Source organism: Variovorax sp. Soil_C_12 (genome assembly GCF_057657375.1).
Genome location: NZ_JBDGIO010000032.1, coordinates 1 through 16,305, shown reverse-complemented (window position 1 = coordinate 16,305; position 16,305 = coordinate 1). Strand labels below are relative to the sequence as shown.

The 16,305-nt window shown below is 63.1% G+C and carries 14 protein-coding genes and 3 pseudogenes; 4 read left to right on the top strand and 13 right to left on the bottom strand.

The window, feature by feature from the left end:
• Positions 1-436: 436 nt before the first annotated feature.
• A complete protein-coding gene (locus AC3A6X_RS36185) occupies positions 437-934 on the bottom strand; it encodes a hypothetical protein (protein ID WP_487846679.1) in 498 nt (165 codons plus the stop codon).
• Positions 935-1,197: 263 nt separating this feature from the next.
• A complete protein-coding gene (locus tag AC3A6X_RS36180) occupies positions 1,198-1,551 on the bottom strand; it encodes a phospholipase D-like domain-containing protein (RefSeq protein WP_487846678.1) in 354 nt (117 codons plus the stop codon).
• Between the two features lie 430 nt (positions 1,552-1,981).
• Here AC3A6X_RS36180 and AC3A6X_RS36175 point away from each other — a divergent pair, with 430 nt between their 5' ends.
• Both AC3A6X_RS36175 and AC3A6X_RS36170 read left to right on the top strand, forming a co-directional pair.
• The gene (locus AC3A6X_RS36175; protein WP_487846677.1) at positions 1,982-3,094 is read left to right on the top strand and encodes a mandelate racemase/muconate lactonizing enzyme family protein; all 1,113 of its coding nucleotides are present in this window, start codon (positions 1,982-1,984) and stop codon (positions 3,092-3,094) included.
• 367 nt (positions 3,095-3,461) lie between these two features.
• Positions 3,462-4,388: a ketopantoate reductase family protein gene (locus AC3A6X_RS36170; protein WP_487846676.1), complete on the top strand. Its 927-nt coding sequence runs from the start codon at positions 3,462-3,464 to the stop codon at positions 4,386-4,388.
• Between the two features lie 191 nt (positions 4,389-4,579).
• Here AC3A6X_RS36170 and AC3A6X_RS36165 read toward each other — a convergent pair whose 3' ends face one another.
• From AC3A6X_RS36165 to AC3A6X_RS36145, 5 genes are all read right to left on the bottom strand, one after another.
• Positions 4,580-5,479 carry an alpha/beta hydrolase fold domain-containing protein gene (locus AC3A6X_RS36165; protein ID WP_487846675.1) on the bottom strand — a complete coding sequence of 300 codons (900 nt, stop codon included), beginning with the start codon at positions 5,477-5,479 and terminating at the stop codon, positions 4,580-4,582.
• A gap of 205 nt (positions 5,480-5,684) precedes the next feature.
• Positions 5,685-6,665, bottom strand: a complete 981-nt coding sequence (locus AC3A6X_RS36160) for an NADPH:quinone reductase (RefSeq protein ID WP_487846674.1) — start codon at positions 6,663-6,665, stop codon at positions 5,685-5,687.
• Positions 6,666-7,299: 634 nt separating this feature from the next.
• Positions 7,300-7,476, bottom strand: a complete 177-nt coding sequence (locus AC3A6X_RS36155) for a hypothetical protein (protein WP_487846673.1) — start codon at positions 7,474-7,476, stop codon at positions 7,300-7,302.
• Positions 7,477-7,569: 93 nt separating this feature from the next.
• The gene (locus AC3A6X_RS36150; protein ID WP_487846672.1) at positions 7,570-8,337 is read right to left on the bottom strand and encodes a TIGR04325 family methyltransferase; all 768 of its coding nucleotides are present in this window, start codon (positions 8,335-8,337) and stop codon (positions 7,570-7,572) included.
• A gap of 64 nt (positions 8,338-8,401) precedes the next feature.
• Positions 8,402-9,376, bottom strand: coding sequence for a JmjC domain-containing protein (locus AC3A6X_RS36145; protein ID WP_487846671.1), 975 nt, complete (start codon positions 9,374-9,376; stop codon positions 8,402-8,404).
• Positions 9,377-10,676: 1,300 nt separating this feature from the next.
• Between AC3A6X_RS36145 and AC3A6X_RS36140 the strand changes: the two are divergent.
• Positions 10,677-10,916: pseudogene (locus AC3A6X_RS36140) on the top strand (BON domain-containing protein); the annotation flags it as partial.
• 171 nt (positions 10,917-11,087) lie between these two features.
• Positions 11,088-11,789 carry a VIT1/CCC1 transporter family protein gene (locus tag AC3A6X_RS36135; RefSeq protein ID WP_487846670.1) on the top strand — a complete coding sequence of 234 codons (702 nt, stop codon included), beginning with the start codon at positions 11,088-11,090 and terminating at the stop codon, positions 11,787-11,789.
• A gap of 182 nt (positions 11,790-11,971) precedes the next feature.
• On the opposite strand, the gene AC3A6X_RS36130 is transcribed toward AC3A6X_RS36135, so the two are convergent.
• The 6 genes and pseudogenes from AC3A6X_RS36130 to AC3A6X_RS36105 all read right to left on the bottom strand — a co-directional run bounded on the left by AC3A6X_RS36130 (position 11,972) and on the right by AC3A6X_RS36105 (position 16,186).
• Entirely contained in the window at positions 11,972-12,382 is a 411-nt protein-coding gene (locus AC3A6X_RS36130; RefSeq protein WP_487846669.1) for a DUF3309 family protein, read from the bottom strand.
• An 89-nt stretch (positions 12,383-12,471) separates the two neighbouring features.
• A pseudogene (locus AC3A6X_RS36125) lies at positions 12,472-12,714 on the bottom strand (Tn3 family transposase); the annotation flags it as partial.
• Positions 12,599-13,414, bottom strand: a complete 816-nt coding sequence (locus AC3A6X_RS36120; protein WP_487846681.1) for a hypothetical protein — start codon at positions 13,412-13,414, stop codon at positions 12,599-12,601. The pseudogene AC3A6X_RS36125 and the gene AC3A6X_RS36120, both read right to left, overlap by 116 nt.
• Positions 13,414-13,746: a hypothetical protein gene (locus tag AC3A6X_RS36115; RefSeq protein WP_487846680.1), complete on the bottom strand. Its 333-nt coding sequence runs from the start codon at positions 13,744-13,746 to the stop codon at positions 13,414-13,416. The genes AC3A6X_RS36120 and AC3A6X_RS36115 overlap by 1 nt, the downstream gene beginning before the upstream one ends.
• Before the next feature lie 47 nt (positions 13,747-13,793).
• Positions 13,794-14,225: pseudogene (locus tag AC3A6X_RS36110) on the bottom strand (DUF4158 domain-containing protein); the annotation flags it as partial.
• A 1,409-nt stretch (positions 14,226-15,634) separates the two neighbouring features.
• The gene (locus AC3A6X_RS36105) at positions 15,635-16,186 is read right to left on the bottom strand and encodes a CDP-alcohol phosphatidyltransferase family protein (protein WP_487846668.1); all 552 of its coding nucleotides are present in this window, start codon (positions 16,184-16,186) and stop codon (positions 15,635-15,637) included.
• Positions 16,187-16,305: the final 119 nt, after the last annotated feature.

Here is a 16,305-nt window from a genome sequence, read left to right as displayed (position 1 = left end):
GCCCAACACCTGCCCTCAGGCCGTAGCCGTGCTTGGCGCTGCGCTTCGCAAGGGCAGGTATCGGGCAACCCTTAACAGAAGCCGCCCTTAGCATTCGCACCGCCTACGACTCAGATCGGCCAGGAGCGGCCGGTCGCGCTCCATCAGCTATGTCCGCTCAAGAACTGGCAGCCGCCGGTCATCGCCAGTCGTGTAGAGGGACCACCGACCCCTTGCCGAATCCCCGAGAGCTCATCTGCGTCCGCAACGCGCCCCTTCAAAGGCTCGCGACCGTGCCTTCGGAAAGGTTCGCGGTCGCGGGGTGGGTCTTTGGAAAGTGGGAGGGCGAACAAACTCCTGGCGCAACGGCATCGCCGGGTTTCTGGGGCACTCTACTCACCAGAAAAACGCCTGACGGCTGCGTTGATATGGTTGATGTGAGGAGTGGCTTCGACGTTTAGTCCACGGTCGTTTCGATCACAAACTGACCGCCTCCGATGCTCCGGAACGTGGAGCTGAATGACTTGCCGGCAAGAGATGACGCCGTGCCCGCTGCGACCTTGTAGACACCCTTTGCAGTCCCAGAAAAGCCTGTAACTTTGCCGTCAGCCATGATCAACGAGTTCTTACCCTCGGTCAGTACAAAGACCGCCGACATGCCAGGCTTGCGAATCACGCCACTCCCGGCCAGCGCCACGGAGTTTCCCTTGTCCGATTCCCAGATGGTCGATCCTGTCATGACCGCGCCGTCGAATGGCCCTCCCTGGCTCTGACAGCTGTACTGGCTGACCGAATAGGTGTGCCCTTCGCGGTCGCCGACTGGTTCTTGTGGAGCTATGCCAATGGCTTGGCATGTCGAATTTAGCGTTACCGGCTTCTGCGCAAACGCACCTGAAGAAAGCGTCGTCGCGACGATGAAGGCAGCCAGGTTTGTCATTCGCAATGCGTAGTTCATGGTTGTTCCTTCTTTCAGCAAGGCCACATGAACGCTGCGCTTCAATGCAGCCTCAAACTGTCATCAGCTTCCCGCAGCGCTGAACATCATCCGCTTAACCACGCGCATGCTCAAGGTGACCTCGGCAACTGTCCCTCCGGCGTTACGCCGTCACGCCTAGCGTGGTTTTTTTCTCCACTCGTGGACAAACCAAGGACCACCGTGGCGCCCAAATCTGGGGGGTCGGGCCAACATCAAAGACCGCTTCCGTGCGTTGCGGACATTCACCGCGACACCTTCAAGGACGGCCCCGAGCTCTGAACTGCCTTCCGGGCGATCACGCCGAAGGTCCGGGTCCAGTCTAAACCGCCCGACCCCTGCAGCTGCAGGTCGGCGTCGCGCCAACCAGCGCTGCCGCTGGAACGGGCGGCACGCGATCCCTGGCTGAACGAGCCGCCCGAATAGACTCTGCTGATATTGATGCCGCCCATGAATGCCGTGCGCCTGTTGTCGATCAGCAGCTTGCGGTGGTCGCGCTGATTCAGCTCCCAGACCTTGCGCGCCGCCAAGGGGTTGATGGGGTTGAACTCGAGCACGTGGATGCCGCTGTCGGCCATCAGCTGGAAGAAGGCGGCCAACTCACCTGCGTGTCTCGCTGGGCGCCAGCTCGGGCCCGTTCGCGACCCGGGACTACCTCGCGTCGTCATCGAAGCGATTGCGCTGGACGGCGAGCGCTCCTTCGTGCATCGAATTCGCCGGCGCCGAGGATCTCGGTCTGCTCGGTGTCGACCATGAGCAAGGTGGACTTGGCCCCGCAGCGTGCGTTCGCAGCGGCCTGGAACGACCGGAACCGCTGCTCAGCCGCCGTCCAGCCGACGGGGCGACCGGCAGGACGGGGCCCGTTACGGTCTTTCAGTAACAAGAGGAGCTGACCTTGGTCAAAGTTACTGAACGGCCAGGAGCCGCCAGTCGCGACTGACGGCGCTCCAGGTAGGGCGACGAGCGAATTGATCAAGATCCCGGAACTCGTCATCATTGACGGCACACGATTGGTGCAGAGGTCCAGCCATGAAGATCGAACGCATCGAGATCCACCTCATCCGCGTGCCCTTCGACATGGGCGCGGCGCCAAAGGCCTTTGCCGGCATGAACTGGACGTCAGTGGACTCGCTGTTCGTGCGCGTGTGCACCGATGTCGGCGTCGAGGGCTGGGGCGAAGGGTGGGGGCACGTCGCTTGTCCGACCACGAGTGCAGCGCTGGCGAGCCTGGTCGGACCCGCGTTCATCGGAAGCGAGATTTCCGACCGGTCCGCGTTGATGGCCGAGATGGCGCACCGCTTTCACATTCATGGACGCAGCGGCCCAGTCGTCTATGCGCTGTCGGCCATTGAGATCGCGTTGTGGGACATCACCGGCAAGGTGGCATCGTTGCCGATCGCATCGCTGCTCGGTGGAGCGCCGCGCGAACTGACTGCCTACGCGAGCCTGCTGCGCTACGCGGAACCGGAGTTGGTCGCACGAGCGGTCGAACGCGCCCTGGCCCAGGGGTTCCGACACATCAAGCTGCACGAAGTCCGGCTGGAGACCGTACGCGCTGCGCGTGCCGCCTGCGGCGAGTCCGTGTGGATGGCCCTGGACACCAACTGCCCTTGGAGCGTATCGCAGTCGATCGACAACGCACGAGCACTTGAAGCCTCGCGGCTGGCTTGGCTGGAAGAGCCGGTATGGCCGCCGGAGGACTTCCATGGTTTGGCTCGCGTGCGCGCAGCTGCCTCGACGCCGATCGCCGCCGGCGAAAACGTCGCCGGCATCCACGAGATGGAGTCCATGCTGCGCACGGGCGCGGTCGTCATCTGCCAGCCCAGCGTCATCAAGTTCGGCGGCATCGAGGCGGTCGCTCAGGCCGTGACCCTGGCGCGCGCGCACGGCGTCGACTATGTGCCGCACTGCTTCTACTTCGGCCCCGGCTTTCTGGCGTCGCTGCACTTGGCTGCAGCGTACGCACCGGAGGTGCCGTTTGAACTCTTCTTCGGCGACCTGCAGGCCAGCCCCTACCACGACGCGGTGAGGGCTCGCGACGGCCAGCTGGCCGTGCCAACGGGACCGGGGCTCGGGATCGAGCCGGACCTGGCCGTGATCGATCGCTGTCGTCTGGGCGCGCCGATCGTGATCGGGCGCTGACCCGATCGGCATTCAGGTCATTCAGTGAGGGGTTCGTCGACCACCGCTGCAGTCGAGCGGCACGCCGCACAGACGAGTCACCGAGGAGGTGCAGGCAAAACAAGGCCTGCTGCTCGGCCGATCGAGTCAGCGTGGCCAGCTCGTGAATCCATGGCAGCGCGCAGTGCCGCCGGATTTGGGCGAACGGCTCGGCTGAGCCCGTTGCTGCACGCAGCCCAGGCGGATGCTGACAGAGGCGGGGCTTTCCGGGGCCGTGTTGGCCTTGCATGCCCGGCGCCCTCTCGGTACTTCGGCGCGGCGGCTGGCGGTGATGGTCCGAGGAGACCGTGAGGGTATGCTTCACCTGAGCAGTAGAAGGAGGCGCACCATGCGTATCGCGTTTATGGGCTCGGGTGGATTGGGCGGCTACTTCGGCGCTCGCCTTTGCAGAGGGGGTGCAGATGTGCACTTCATCGCCCGCGGCAGTCACCTTCGAGCCATGCGAAGCGAAGGCCTTCGCGTGGAAGGCCCCGAGCCCATCCATATTCCTCGCGTCGCTGCGACTGACAATCCAGCAGAAGTCGGCGTGGTCGATTTCGTCATGCTCTGCGTGAAGCTGTGGGACACGGAAGCTGCCCTGCAGCAGATCCGCCCGTTGGTCGGCGCGGCCACGACCATCATCTCGTTTCAAAACGGTGTTCTGAAGGATCAGTACCTGCGAGCCGCCTACGACGCATCGCAGATCATGGGCGGTGTCGGCTACGTGGCGACGACGATCGACCGGCCCGGCGTCATACGCCAAACAGGGCCGATGCAAAGACTGCTGTTCGGCGAGTTCGACGGCTCGCGGTCGGCCCGGGGTCAGGCGTTCCTGGAGGCCTGCCTCGCCGGCGGCGTCAGGGCGGAACTCTCCGAGAACATCCTTCGCGAGATTTGGCAGAAGTACGTGTTCTTGGTGGGCTTGTCGGGGACCACGACGACGATTCGCAAGCCCATCGGTCCGATCCGCGAAAATCCGCAGACACGTGCCTTCCTGCTCGATGTCATGCGCGAGGTCGTTGGGGTCGGCAGGGCCCACGGCGTGGATTTGCCCGAGAACTACGCTGAAGTGCGCCTCCAGCTTGCGGACGACGTGGCCTATGACATGACCTCATCGATGCATCACGATCTCGAGCGAGGCAATCCCTTGGAGGTCCGCTGGCTGTCCGGAGGTGTTGTGGAGCTTGGTCAGCGAAAAGGCATTCCGACGCCCTTGAATCGTGCGATCGCAGACATCCTCGCGCTGCACGCTGACGGGACAGCGACCGCAAAGTGACGCCCGCCTGATCGGCGCACAGGGTCCGCCAGGCAGGACGTCGCCCGCTCCCGTGGGCCTGTGAGCCCTGGCGTTGAGCGCCGGAGTTCGGGCGCGGGGATCAAACTGCAATAGGGACGCTCTTTGGGTCCGCTGTACCGCGGAGTCAGGCAGCCGAGAGCTCTCAACTTATTCTGTGAGCGCGACAGCGGTCAGCCTTCGCCGCTGCAAGCCGCTTCCACCGCTTCACGCAGCAGTCTTCCAGCTCTGGCGACACCTTCCCTGCCTTGCGCCAACACCTGGTGGTAATTGGGCCAGATGTGGAACATCTTCGGCCAAATCTCCAATCGCACGCTCACATCGGCCAGACCCGCCGCACGGGTGAGTGCGATCGCATCATCCAGCAAGGATTCCGTGGCGCCCACGAAGATCGTCAGAGGCGCGATGCCGCTCAGATCGGCGAAAACCGGCGACGCGAGAGGCGTCTCTCTTGCCCGCCTTCCAAGGTACTGCTCGGCCAAGAACTGCATGATCTCGCGGTTGAGGATCGGATCTCGCTTCGCGTTGCGGCTGTAGCTGTCCGCGGTCGCTGTCATGTCGGCCCAGGGCGAGAAAAGAAGTGCGCAGGCCGGCTGCTGCATGCCCAGTTCTTTCAGTCGTACGAGCAACGCCGCGGCCAGGCCCGCTCCCGCGCTATCGCCGGCGACCGCGATCTGACGAGGTTTGAAGCCGGAATCGAGGAGGAATCTGTATCCGCTGACCCCATCTTCCAGGGCGTGCGGAAATGGAAACTCGGGAGCGCGCCTGTAATCGAGGGCGAGCGTTATCATCGTCGCCGCGCGACCCACCTCACTCACGAGGTGCCGGTGACTCTTCAGCGAACCCCAAGCATATCCCCCGCCGTGCAAGTAGAGGATGACTTCGCTGGTGCTCGCGAGGGGGGTGGTCGTCCATTCAGCGGGAACGCCGTGCGCCCCCACCTGTTCAACACGCACATCCGCTGCCAGGGGGAAGAGACCTCCCAGAGCGTCGTACGCCGCCCGGCGTTGCTCGTTGGAGAGGGAAGCCGGCCGCGCACGAAGCATTGCTTCCAGTCGTTCAAGCTCATTCATCGAAAACACCTCCGTCAAGCAAAACAGCCCCGAAGGTCAGCGTCGCCATGGCGCCACGCGGCACGCCCCGGTGCCCGCTCCAGCCACGCGTCTTCCGCGTCCCCCGACCAAACTGACCACAACCGTGTTCAGGTGCCGAACAGAAGACCCGACCACATGCTGGCACCACGCCCCTCGCCCTAACCGTGCGCAACGGGCCGCACGCTTAAGCCAGCCCCACCACCACATTGCCGATCAGCTTACCGTCTTCAACGGCCTCGTGCGCGGCCGCGATGTCCTTCAGGTTCCAGAGCCCGGCAACTGTATGACGCAAGCGACCGGCACGCAGCAGTTGCGACAGACCGTCGATTGCTGCCCGGCGCTCCTGCGGCAACAGGTCGTAGACAAGGAAGAAGCACAAGCTCGCGGAACCGAACAGCAGCTCCCGAAACGAGAGCGGGACCTCGACGTAGGCATTGGACCCGTAGCTGACCAGCATGCCGTGCGGCGCGAGGATGCCATTGGCGAGCAGTGGGGCGGTCGTCGAGAAGTCCATGTCGATGATCGCGTCCGCACCGCGTCCGTCGGTCAGTGACTTCACGCGCTCTGCAACCGCCTCCCGCTTGTAGTCAATCGTGGCGTGGACGCCCGCGTCGAGCGCATGTCGCGCCTTCTCGGCAGACCCTACAGTCCCGATCACGCGCGCACCACCGAGGGCCGCCAGCTGGGCGGCGTAGTCGCCTACGGCCGACGAGGCGCCGATCATGAGCACCGTGCGGCCCGACAGATCGCCGAGCAGGCGGACAGCCTGGAACGCAGTCATGGCCGGAATGCCAAGGCAGGCGCCCGCGGCGAAGTCGACGTCGTCGGGCAGTGGGACCACCTGAGCCTGGGGCAAGGCGATGTACTCCGCGGCCGTCCCCATCGGCCGTTGCCATTGTCCGTTCCACATCCATACGCGTTCGCCGACGTGCCGCGGATCGACTCCATTGCCGACCGCGTCGATCACGCCTGCCCCATCGCTGTGAGGGACAATCAAGTCGGCACCCGGCGCCCTTGCGCGCCTGGCTTTGACGTCCGAAGGATTGACCCCTGAGGTCGCGACCCGTACCCGGACCTCGCCTGGTCCCGGCTCGGGCGTGGGCAGCTCGCCGACAACCAGCACGTCGCGGGCTTCGCCGTTGCGTGAGTACCAAGCAGCGCGCATGTGAACCTCCATTGGTACGGAGCGGTCCCCCTTGCCTGGCCCCCAAGCCAGGCCCAGCGGAACACCTTTGGCATGGTAGTGACGTCCGTCGATCAACAGCGTCAGCGCTTTCCCGGGGCCAGCTTTCGCAGTCGACCCGTGCTCTCGAGGTCAGCTGATGGCGTCCCAGTCGTATTCGTCGACAACCGTCTTCTTGATCGCGAATAGCGGCCCGGGCTCGAAGCCACTGAACCAGGGGAACTTCGCTGGCGCGAGAACGCGATTTGCAAAGTCTCACGGGCGCGCCGCGCGACGATCCGTTGATGGCCGAGCACGCGCAACGTTTGCTCCTAAGCAGCGTTCAAGATGGGTTCACCGGACGCATACACATCTCCTGGGGTGCGTGTCAGTGGCTTGTCCCGGCGGCCTTCACCTCGAAGGTGGGGCCGCCCATCGCCGGAAACTAAGCAGTTTCAGCGGAGTCGGCCGCCCGGCTCGTCACAGAAATCCCAGTGCGGGCGCAACGGCCGGCGTTCTTGTCGAGAGGCGTTCGTCACCGATTTTTCCACCGGCACGGGAACCAGCACTCGCTCGGCTTCAGCATGGCCGAAATCTCCGAACTGCTGAAGCTTTGGCAGAACGAGAACGTGCAAGTTCAGACATCAAGCGCATCGCGCTTGAGCACGCGGAGGAGCTCGACCGGCGCATTGAAGCGATGACGAGCATGAAGCGCATGCTGGAGAGGCTTGCCGACTGCTGCCAGGGTGACAAGAGGCCCCACTGCCCCATCATCGATGAGTTGGCCGAGCTCACTGGCTTTGCGAGCTGCCATTCCACCTCCACGGGCCAGACCCCACAGGCGGCGTCTGCCACGCAGATGCCGCATTGAAGAAGTGATCCAGATGCCGGGGATCCGGTCGGGAACCTAAGGTCGGTCGAAGCAGCAGCCCGCGTAGTACGGCTTGTCACCGCCCTCGACGAACGGCACCTCGATCGGCTTGCCCTCGTTGCGCCAGGCGTCGCGCCGCTTGTAGCCGGCCGCGGCCAGCTCGGCCAGCAACTCGTCGTGATGCTGGATGCGGTAGGGACAGACGGCGAAGCCGATGCTGTTGAGTGTGTAGAGCGTGCGCTCCGGATGCACGGCCGTGGTGTTCAGCACGATGCGCCGCGGCTTGACCGGCAGCGCCGCGATGATCTCGGAGATGCGCTGCGGCAGGTATTGCAGGCTGCCTGAGGCATAGAGCACGTCGCAGCCGCTCGCGTCCCGGATCTCGGTGGTGAAGCTCAGCTGCGCGGTGGCTTCGCGCTGCACGGCGAGCTCCCGTCCGCTCTTGACCACGCTGGGCACATCGCACACCCTCCAGCGCAGGTCGGCCGGGTAGTCCAGCATGCGGCGGAACGCGTAATACTTGATGCCAACGTGGCCTCCCAGGTCGAAGATGCGGCGCATGCCGTCATCCAGCGAGCGGCCGAGCCAGAACACGCCAGGGTAGTCGTAGAAGGCGACCTGATGGCTGTAGAAGGCGTCCGCCGGCGCGTTGTCGTAGCCGACGGCCTTCGAGGTCGGTGCACTCGCCTCGGCAGTGGCGAAGCTCTTGAAGGAGCCCATGAAGAGGTTCTCCTCCCGGTTCTCCAGGAACTTACGTCGATAGGCCGCTTCGCGGCCCGGAAAAGGCAGCAGTTCTCTAATCATTGTGTCCTTCCGTACATGCGTGACGTTTGAAAAAATATGCCACTTCGTGCAGCCGAACTCTCGTTCAGTAGGAGCCCGGTGGCGGCGTCGTCGCGAACTTGAAGCGTCGCGCCGAAGGACTCATGCGGACGAGCCGCGCTCGCGCGGCGCCGACCAGGCCTCCTACGGACGCCTTGACTGCGTCCGCGGTGGGCGAACTCCCAGGGTAAGAGGGCGACAGCCCGCATTTGCGCATGATCCGGTTTACCTGGTGGATACGGGCCACCCTGCGCGTGACCGACGTGTAGAAGGTCACGCCGATTGAAATCGACAGGCGATCGCCGGGCGCTGTCCAGTCGGCGTTGGATCTCGTCATATGCGGCGAGGTGCTAGGAAAGTAGAGGCCATCGCCCGGTCGCGCGTCGAACTCGATGCTGCGAGGCAGGAACTCTTCCTTGAATCGCGCTTTCGAGAGCGAATGCGTGACGATGAAATCCTCCACCCCGTGGGCCGGCACGATGGTTCGGTCCCGGTGGTCCCAGACGTTCATGATCTTGCGCCCATGCAACTGCAGCCAGAAGTTGTTTTCGCGATCGATGTGGAAAGGCGTGAGCGAAGGCGGCGCGGAGAAGAATACGAATCCATTTATCCTGAAGATGTCCGGCTGCTCGCGCTCGACGATCGAGCGCATCGAGTCCACGACGGACAGGAGCAGCGCTTGGTATCGCGGGATGACTTCAATGTTGTAGAAGGCGACCGACGAGCCGGGCTCCTCCACGCGCCGGAAGAATTCTTCAATGCTGCGTCCATCCGGATGCCGGCTGTCGTGCGCGATCACGGAAGCGGCCGTCAAGCCCGGTCTCATGAACCTGCACTGCTCCAAGGGCGCGAGCTCCATCCCGAGCTTCACCAGTTCGGGAACCTGAAAAAGAGGATGCTCGTGAAAGTTGTGATGAAGCGGTGTGATCTTGTAGGTAGAGAAGCCGGCCGGATCATCTGCCCACACACGATGGGTTGCCGGGTTCCGGACGGCATGCAGGTTGTCGATGTCGATGTACATCGCATCCTCCAAGAAGGTCTTTGGTCAATACTGGATTCACTTGGCAACGGCCCAGCTGGCCCGTTCCGATGGGACGGAACGAGCGCTAGGTTGCCCGGCGCTGGCGTCAAGGTGCGGGCGAGCCTGCTTCCAGGCTCACCGCACTAACCAAGCCACGGGGACGGCTTCCACGAAGCGCCTCCATTGGAGGGCCCACTTCTCAGGCCAAGCCAGGCACGCGCGGGGCGTCCCGGGGAACCTAAGAGTTGGCCGACATGAAGACGGCGCACCCACGCAAACGCTAGGCGAGCAGGTGCGACTTCAGATCGTCAGTCGTGGGGGACGTCTAGGGCCGGCGAGATGGGGCCCCAGACCAAAGGATTCGTCAGCGGCGACCGGTCTCGCCGCCTCGAATGGAGGCAGGAGAATGCTCACTGCGGACCAGACCGCAGGAGCACTCAAGCAGGCATCGGCGACGACGTGCTGCACCGATTCGGAAGAATCGTCTTGCGTCACTGAACCATCGGCGTGATGGTGATGCGCTCGGCCTTCCCAGTGGAGCATCGCGTGCGTTAAGCCTTTCGAGTCGCCATATGCGCGAACTTGCCCCCCTATGGCGATCGTCTGCCAGAACGCCGCCATCACCAGAAGCAACAGGACAAACTTGGAGCGCATCGCACCAGTTTAGTCAAAAGTTCTCATGGCGCAAGAGGGGCAACCAAAGGTGCCGCGCGTGTGGAGCGGGCGGCAAACGCGCGTCGACGGCGCGGTTGGTAGGCACGGCCGGGCCTGTTCCCGCGGGACCTGCGGCCATGGATTCATCACCCACCCTCGCGTACGAAGCCGCCGGTCCGGTTCAGCGTTCCAGCCGCGACCTTTGAGCCGTCGCCTTGGTGATGGGGATCGGCTCGCGATGATCATTGATTCGTCAACCTTGCCACCGCGCAGTCCACAGGCGCTTTTTCGCCCGGACGCACGCACAGCAGATAAGCCCATGCGGACGTCCTCGTGTCCATCGCCGAGGAGCAGGACTCCGAAAGAGTCTTTGGGCATCTGCCAGGCGCACGGGCAAGCGTCCAATCATCCCGTCTTGACACGCCTTGGCGTGCGGCGAAGGCGTTTGACCGGTGCTGCCGATTCGCTCAGCGTCGCCAGACTGGCGCATAACGACGATATGGCACGAGCCTACGAGCGGCTGTGTCATGTGGCCTCGATAAGATGCCCGGCGTAACAGAATTTAGGTTGGGGATCCGATGAGCCAGAGTCCAGAACAAGACAAGCACGATGGTGCCCGAACCGAATCTTTGCCAGCAAGCGCACCCGAGGGCAGGAATCCACGGGCGCTTACGTGAGCGATGCAGGTATCACTACGACGGTCAAAGCCCGTTTCGTCGAAAACAAGGCGGTCGACGCATCCAGCATTTCGGTCGAAACGCTGAACGGCACGGTTATGCTTTCGGGATTCGCCAAGAACGCCACTGAGAAGTCCACCGCGGAAAGCCTTGCTCGGGGGGTAAGCGGTGTGAAGGCGGTCAAGAACGAGATCGCCGTGCGACCATGAGTCTGGTCTCGGCCGCATCGCCGAGGTAGAACAGCCACGTCCGTCGGAACTTCTCTTTGAATCGTTGGGGATCGATCACACGAATACGCTCCCAGTTGGATTCAAGGTTCCTCAGCCACTGCTCGACCGTGGCGCAGTCCCTGGCGATACTCGCGATCCGACCCACCGCCCATGAGATCGTTTCGTCGTCATACCGAACGTCACCGCACCGAGCGCATCGGCTGGCTGCGCGCCGCGGTGCTGGGCGCCAACGACGGCCTGGTTTCGACAGCCAGCCTCCTCGTCGGTGTCGCGGCTGCCGGCTCGAGTCACGGCAACATTCTGGTGACCGGGGTCGCGGGATTGGTGGCCGGGGCCATGTCGATGGCCGCTGGCGAATATGTGTCGGTTCATTCTCAGGCGGACACCGAGAACGCCGACCTGTCGCGCGAGCGGGCGGAACTCGAGAATGATCCTTCTGTAGAGCAGCATGAACTGGCAGCGATCTACGTCGGCCGGGGAGTGGAACCTAGCCTGGCGACGCAGGTGGCCGAGCAGCTGATGGCGCACGACGCCATCGGTGCCCATGGCCGCGACGAACTCGGCATCTCCGAAGCGCACGCAGCCCGTCCGGTTCAGGCCGCGTTGGCCTCGGCCGCGAGCTTTGCAGTCGGCTCTCTCCTCCCCTTGGCAGTGACGGCATTGGCGCCCGGCCAGCGGCTGATCCCGTGGGTAGCGGGGATGTCGCTCGCGTTCCTGGCCCTGTTGGGCGCCGTTGCCGCCCGGGCTGGCGGCGCCAGCGTCCTCGCGGGCGCGTGGCGGGTCTGCTTCTGGGGTGCACTGGCGATGGCAGTCACCGCAGGCGTGGGGGCATTGTTCGGGGCGGTCGTCTGATCGGGAAGCGCCGCCGGAGTCGGGCGAGGCTAAGGAGTCGCCACCCTCAGCCGGTCGCATTCCTTCTTGAGCACCGCATGGCATTCGCAGGCCTGCTTCTCCAACCCTTTGCGATCGAGCGCCCGGACCAACGTCTTAGTGCAAGGTCGGCCAACTGACTGGCTCCAGAGGTGGTCGATCATTCATAGACGTCCCACCAATACCAACACGAGGACGATGAGCAGGACGAGACCCAAACCGCCAGCGGGTGCATAGCCCCAGCTTCTGCTGTGAGGCCAACTGGGTATGACGCCGATCAGCATCAGAATCAGAACGATCAAAAGAATTGTGCCTAGGCCCATAACGCTTCTCCTTGAAATTGCGGGAAAGTGAAGTTCGGTCAGATCTTTGTAACGACGAACCACCGGAGTCCCTTTGATACAAATCAAATAGGGTCTGTTGGGGTAATCGTTTTTTTCCGACAAATTGACACGGTCTCCCCAAAAAACGTCAATCACGACAAGCACTTGCAAATTTCCGATCGGAGGAGGGGAGTGCGACTGGTGCAAATTGACACGGTCGCCGAGCCGGTGCCCGTGGGACGAGAGATCCATGACTTGCTCGGTAGGGCAGTTCTGCTTCCTCGCCTCCTCGCCAAACTTGGCGTGCTGTGGTCTCGCCCGGCTTGGCCTCAGGTGATGGCTCAGAGCGCCGCCTTGCCCGAGCGACGCTCGACCAGCAGATGCCCATACTTCTCGAGGTTGAACCGGTACGTCCCGTGGAAGTTGATGTGCGAGAAGTGTGCGGGTCCGATCCGGCGAAGCCAATCGTCATCCATCGGCAAGCCGGAGGCCCTGAGACGGGAAACGACGCCGTCCATGCGGCTGGTGTTGCAGGCGAGCACGATGTTCGTGAGGAGGGCGTGCGCCCCGGAGATGGCGACCATCCGCAAGCGCGTACACCCCGACCGACATCGTGGCCAGAATCGGCGCCAAGAACTCGCTGGCCTGCGGCGGCAGCCCAAGGATTTGGTAATGCTGTTCCTTGAACCTAGACCATTCCGCGTCGGCGAGGAGCATGGATTGGCTGGAGCGATGACAGATCGAATGCTCTACCCATACGCTGCCGCGCCGCAAGCTCTTGCGCAGGGCCATCATCGTGCTGGCCTCGAACGCACGATAGCGGGATCGAGGATCCAGGTCGGTGACGATCGCGCTCCATGCAAGCCCTACCGATGGAAGCTTGAAGTCCGGCGGAATCTCCCGGCCTCCGATCGCCTGAAGCTTCACCCACGCCTGCCATTGCTCGTATGCCAGGTCACCTGGTCTTCCGGCAAAGTCGATGTCTCGAAGTCCTGCCAGGTGCGCATGAACAGGGCGGCTGTCCTCCGCAAGCGCCCGTCGAACCTGTGAAGCAAATGAGGTGGCCCCCGCGTCACTGATGTCGTCGAGGAGGGTTCGAGCTTCGAGCACACGATCGCGCCACGACTTCGTATCGTCATGAAGCACGACCCTCGCTCTGACAGCCTGGTGCAGCGTAGCGCCATTACTTCGGGCGCGACTTCTATGGACGCGCTCGGCTGCATGCCGGAACAGTTCCTGGCTGCGGCGCGATGCCTGCAGCAACGCGATGTCGGTCAGCTCCATCAGCGTAGCGTGAAGAAAGCAAACAACTCAACGGTCTGGCGTCGCTGTTCGATGCGCGCGGTCATCGATGGCCGGCGCATCAGGACATGCGCCGCATAAGCCTGCTGCTTGCTCAGGGCAATGGAATCCAACGCCCAGTTGTGCACCCCCAAGGCCTTGAGAGCGCGGATCTTCTCCAGGGTCTCCAAGGTCGTGCTTGGGGCGTGGCGCTGGGGTGGCGTCTTGAGCCACTCCAGATGGCTGCCCGAGGTCGCGGGGGAGGGTGCATAGCCCCAGTCGATGGCTTGGCGCAGCGTCGCCTTCCCAATCGCCGCCTCGATCGTTGCGGCCATGGCCGCCTCGTGGCGTCGAATGCCTTGCGGGCCCAGGTGGCAATGCGGCGTGAGCCCGGAATGATGATTCGCCTGCCGTACAGCCAGAAGCGTGCGGCTCGCACCAGATCGTCGGGGTGAGCGGCCTCGAGGGCAGCGACCGCGAGAACCTGTTCGATCTTCTGCAGCTGTACTTCATCCAAGTCGCCCAGGCCAAGATACGTGCGGGCCCAGGCCTGGTGCTCGTACAACGTCTGGCGACGTTCATAGAGCGATCGCAGGCTGGCGATGCTCACGCTGGGCGACCCCAGCGCTTCGCACACTGAACGCAGCAGGACCTTCGGCACCGTGGCGAATCGGTCCATCGGCCGGCCGCTCGCCCGCAGAAAAAGCAACTGGATGGCTGCAGCGACGCGGCGGTCGTCGCGGAACCGTTCGCAGACCGCTGAGATGTCATCCTTGCTCAGGCGCAAGAATTGTTGGATATCGAGCTCGGACATCCTGGAGGGAAGGGTCTCCGCGCCAATTGAAGCGCTGGGCGAACGTCACGGCAGGATTCTCCACAGAGATGGGGCCCGCCAATCTGGTTAACCGGTCGGGCATCGTGAAAACGGCGCCCACCGGAGTGGGGAGAGGGCTATCACTTCACCTTTGTGATGTCCGTGTTCCGATTGGACAAAGCCGTCCCGGGCATGACGCCGACTATAAAGCCGTTCGTCCCAGTAAACGTCTCACCGAAAGCAGCGCCGTAAAAGCGGTACCTGTGGGTCGACCCAGGGACCTCACTTTTTCCGTCGCCACTATCAGTGCTGCTATAGCTTCCATCGGGGGTGCCGGTAACGCTCAAGTGTAGCGTTGCCCCATAATTGCCAGTGCAGCCTGGCGCGGACGGATCAAGTGTGGCGTTGACAGTCGTTGCGCCGTTGCCCGGATTCACGGAGATGATGTTCGCGTACTCCGGCCCTTCGCAATATAAAAATGTGAGGATGCCTCCAACTAAATAGTGAGCCCCAACAGTCCCGGTCAGCTCCCCATTTGCGTCTTTTGTCTCCGCAGTGAACCCGGAGCATGCCCCGCTGACGCATACAGTACCCGCCGCATAATCCCTCATTGAGTCGTATTTGGTAACCGGGGAGCCGCCAAAAGGGGGCGCGCTGAACGCAGTGGAAGACGCTCCCAGGGCAATCGAGATAAGGCATCTCGTCAAATAGCTAGGCTTCATGGTGCAAATCCTTTCAAATGTCCGAGTCCGCGTTGCGCTTATCGATCCAGCGTGGTTCGTTCCATAGTTCGGTTGCGCCAACGCGGCCAGTCGTCTGTGCCTCCCCCCATAAGCACTAACAGCATGATGTACCTGTGCGGTCGTCAGGAATTGATTCAGGTCAAGCTGGCTTCATATGGCAGGAAGACGCTGAGCAAAGACGAGGGAGTTCAGGGGGCTTATTAGATGGCGTCGCTGGACCGCAGCTTTTTAGGACTCGCGACGACCTTGCGGTCCTCGCCCGTCGAGGACATCAAGCACTTTCGTAGGTCTGGTGAACGTCTAGTCCTGGCCGGAATGATGAGCTTGGGCGCAGCGGCGAACGGCGGCTTTGCACTACATACCTTCCGGAGGTCGATCCGTGCGAGCGACGGCATCGGGCCCATAACTGCCTCTGAGCGGACAATGCATTCGCTCCGGAGCGGTCACCGGGAAGGTGACGATGCGTTGCTCGGCAGGCACGCCTGAAGCACAATGTCGCCGGGGACCGGGCGCGTTCGCAGACATGCGTCGCACCCTTGCCGTCGCGCAGCACCGTCGCATGGGCGGCTGCCAGCCACTTGAGTGCCGGTCTTCAGGACGGTGCCGAGGCATGGCGACGGCTTGGCTTCTCGTCACCCCGCACCAGGTGCTAATGCTGACTGCGGCCTACACCTCTCTGCGATGGATCTGTGCCGCCTTCTGGCCCCACACCAGCACATATTGCCCGCCCGACCATGCGATGGTGGCAAGCGTGGCAAACAGCAGGAATTTCCACCAGAGACCGTCTGGCAAGTAGCCGGCCCGGATCGCCAATACGGAGAGCAGGAGCAGGAACTCCATCGCGGTGTTGACCTTGGATATCCGGCTCGGGGCCATCTCCACTGGCCCGACCAAGAAGTGGTAAGCGATGGCGCCGCCCACGATCAGTCCGTCGCGCAGCACGACCGCCAGCGCGAACCACCAGGGCAGCGCGTTCTGAAGCGTCAGCAACCCCGTCACCGTCAACATGGTGAGCTTGTCCGCGAGGGGGTCGGCAACGGCGCCGAACCTTGTGGCCTGGTTCCATCGGCGGGCGACGACCCCATCGGCCAGATCTGACACGGCTGAAACGAGGAACAGCACAAAGGCGGAGCCGTGCTCGGCCTGGAGCAGCCGGAGCGCTAGCGCCGGCACCAGCGCAAAGCGCAGCAAGGTGATCGCATTGGCGACGTTGAACATTCGAGGAACCCACCTGACCTGTCTCGAGTCCTTTCAACACCTCCCGGATGGCCACTTCAAATTCCCCCACCTGTGGCCGCGCAAACTCCTCCAGGCAGGACGGTCGAATTATTGATCAG

Bases quoted from the DNA above. Each gene is read 5' to 3' on its own strand.
- AC3A6X_RS36185 (WP_487846679.1), bottom strand. From the start codon at position 934: ATGAACTACGCATTGCGAATGACAAACCTGGCTGCCTTCATCGTCGCG.
- AC3A6X_RS36175 (WP_487846677.1), top strand. From the start codon at position 1,982: ATGAAGATCGAACGCATCGAGATCCACCTCATCCGCGTGCCCTTCGAC.
- AC3A6X_RS36170 (WP_487846676.1), top strand. From the start codon at position 3,462: ATGCGTATCGCGTTTATGGGCTCGGGTGGATTGGGCGGCTACTTCGGC.
- AC3A6X_RS36165 (WP_487846675.1), bottom strand. From the start codon at position 5,479: ATGAATGAGCTTGAACGACTGGAAGCAATGCTTCGTGCGCGGCCGGCT.
- AC3A6X_RS36160 (WP_487846674.1), bottom strand. From the start codon at position 6,665: ATGCGCGCTGCTTGGTACTCACGCAACGGCGAAGCCCGCGACGTGCTG.
- AC3A6X_RS36155 (WP_487846673.1), bottom strand. From the start codon at position 7,476: ATGGCAGCTCGCAAAGCCAGTGAGCTCGGCCAACTCATCGATGATGGG.
- AC3A6X_RS36150 (WP_487846672.1), bottom strand. From the start codon at position 8,337: ATGATTAGAGAACTGCTGCCTTTTCCGGGCCGCGAAGCGGCCTATCGA.
- AC3A6X_RS36145 (WP_487846671.1), bottom strand. From the start codon at position 9,376: ATGTACATCGACATCGACAACCTGCATGCCGTCCGGAACCCGGCAACC.
- AC3A6X_RS36135 (WP_487846670.1), top strand. From the start codon at position 11,088: ATGAGATCGTTTCGTCGTCATACCGAACGTCACCGCACCGAGCGCATC.
- AC3A6X_RS36130 (WP_487846669.1), bottom strand. From the start codon at position 12,382: ATGGATCTCTCGTCCCACGGGCACCGGCTCGGCGACCGTGTCAATTTG.
- AC3A6X_RS36120 (WP_487846681.1), bottom strand. From the start codon at position 13,414: ATGGAGCTGACCGACATCGCGTTGCTGCAGGCATCGCGCCGCAGCCAG.
- AC3A6X_RS36115 (WP_487846680.1), bottom strand. From the start codon at position 13,746: ATGGCCGCAACGATCGAGGCGGCGATTGGGAAGGCGACGCTGCGCCAA.
- AC3A6X_RS36105 (WP_487846668.1), bottom strand. From the start codon at position 16,186: ATGTTCAACGTCGCCAATGCGATCACCTTGCTGCGCTTTGCGCTGGTG.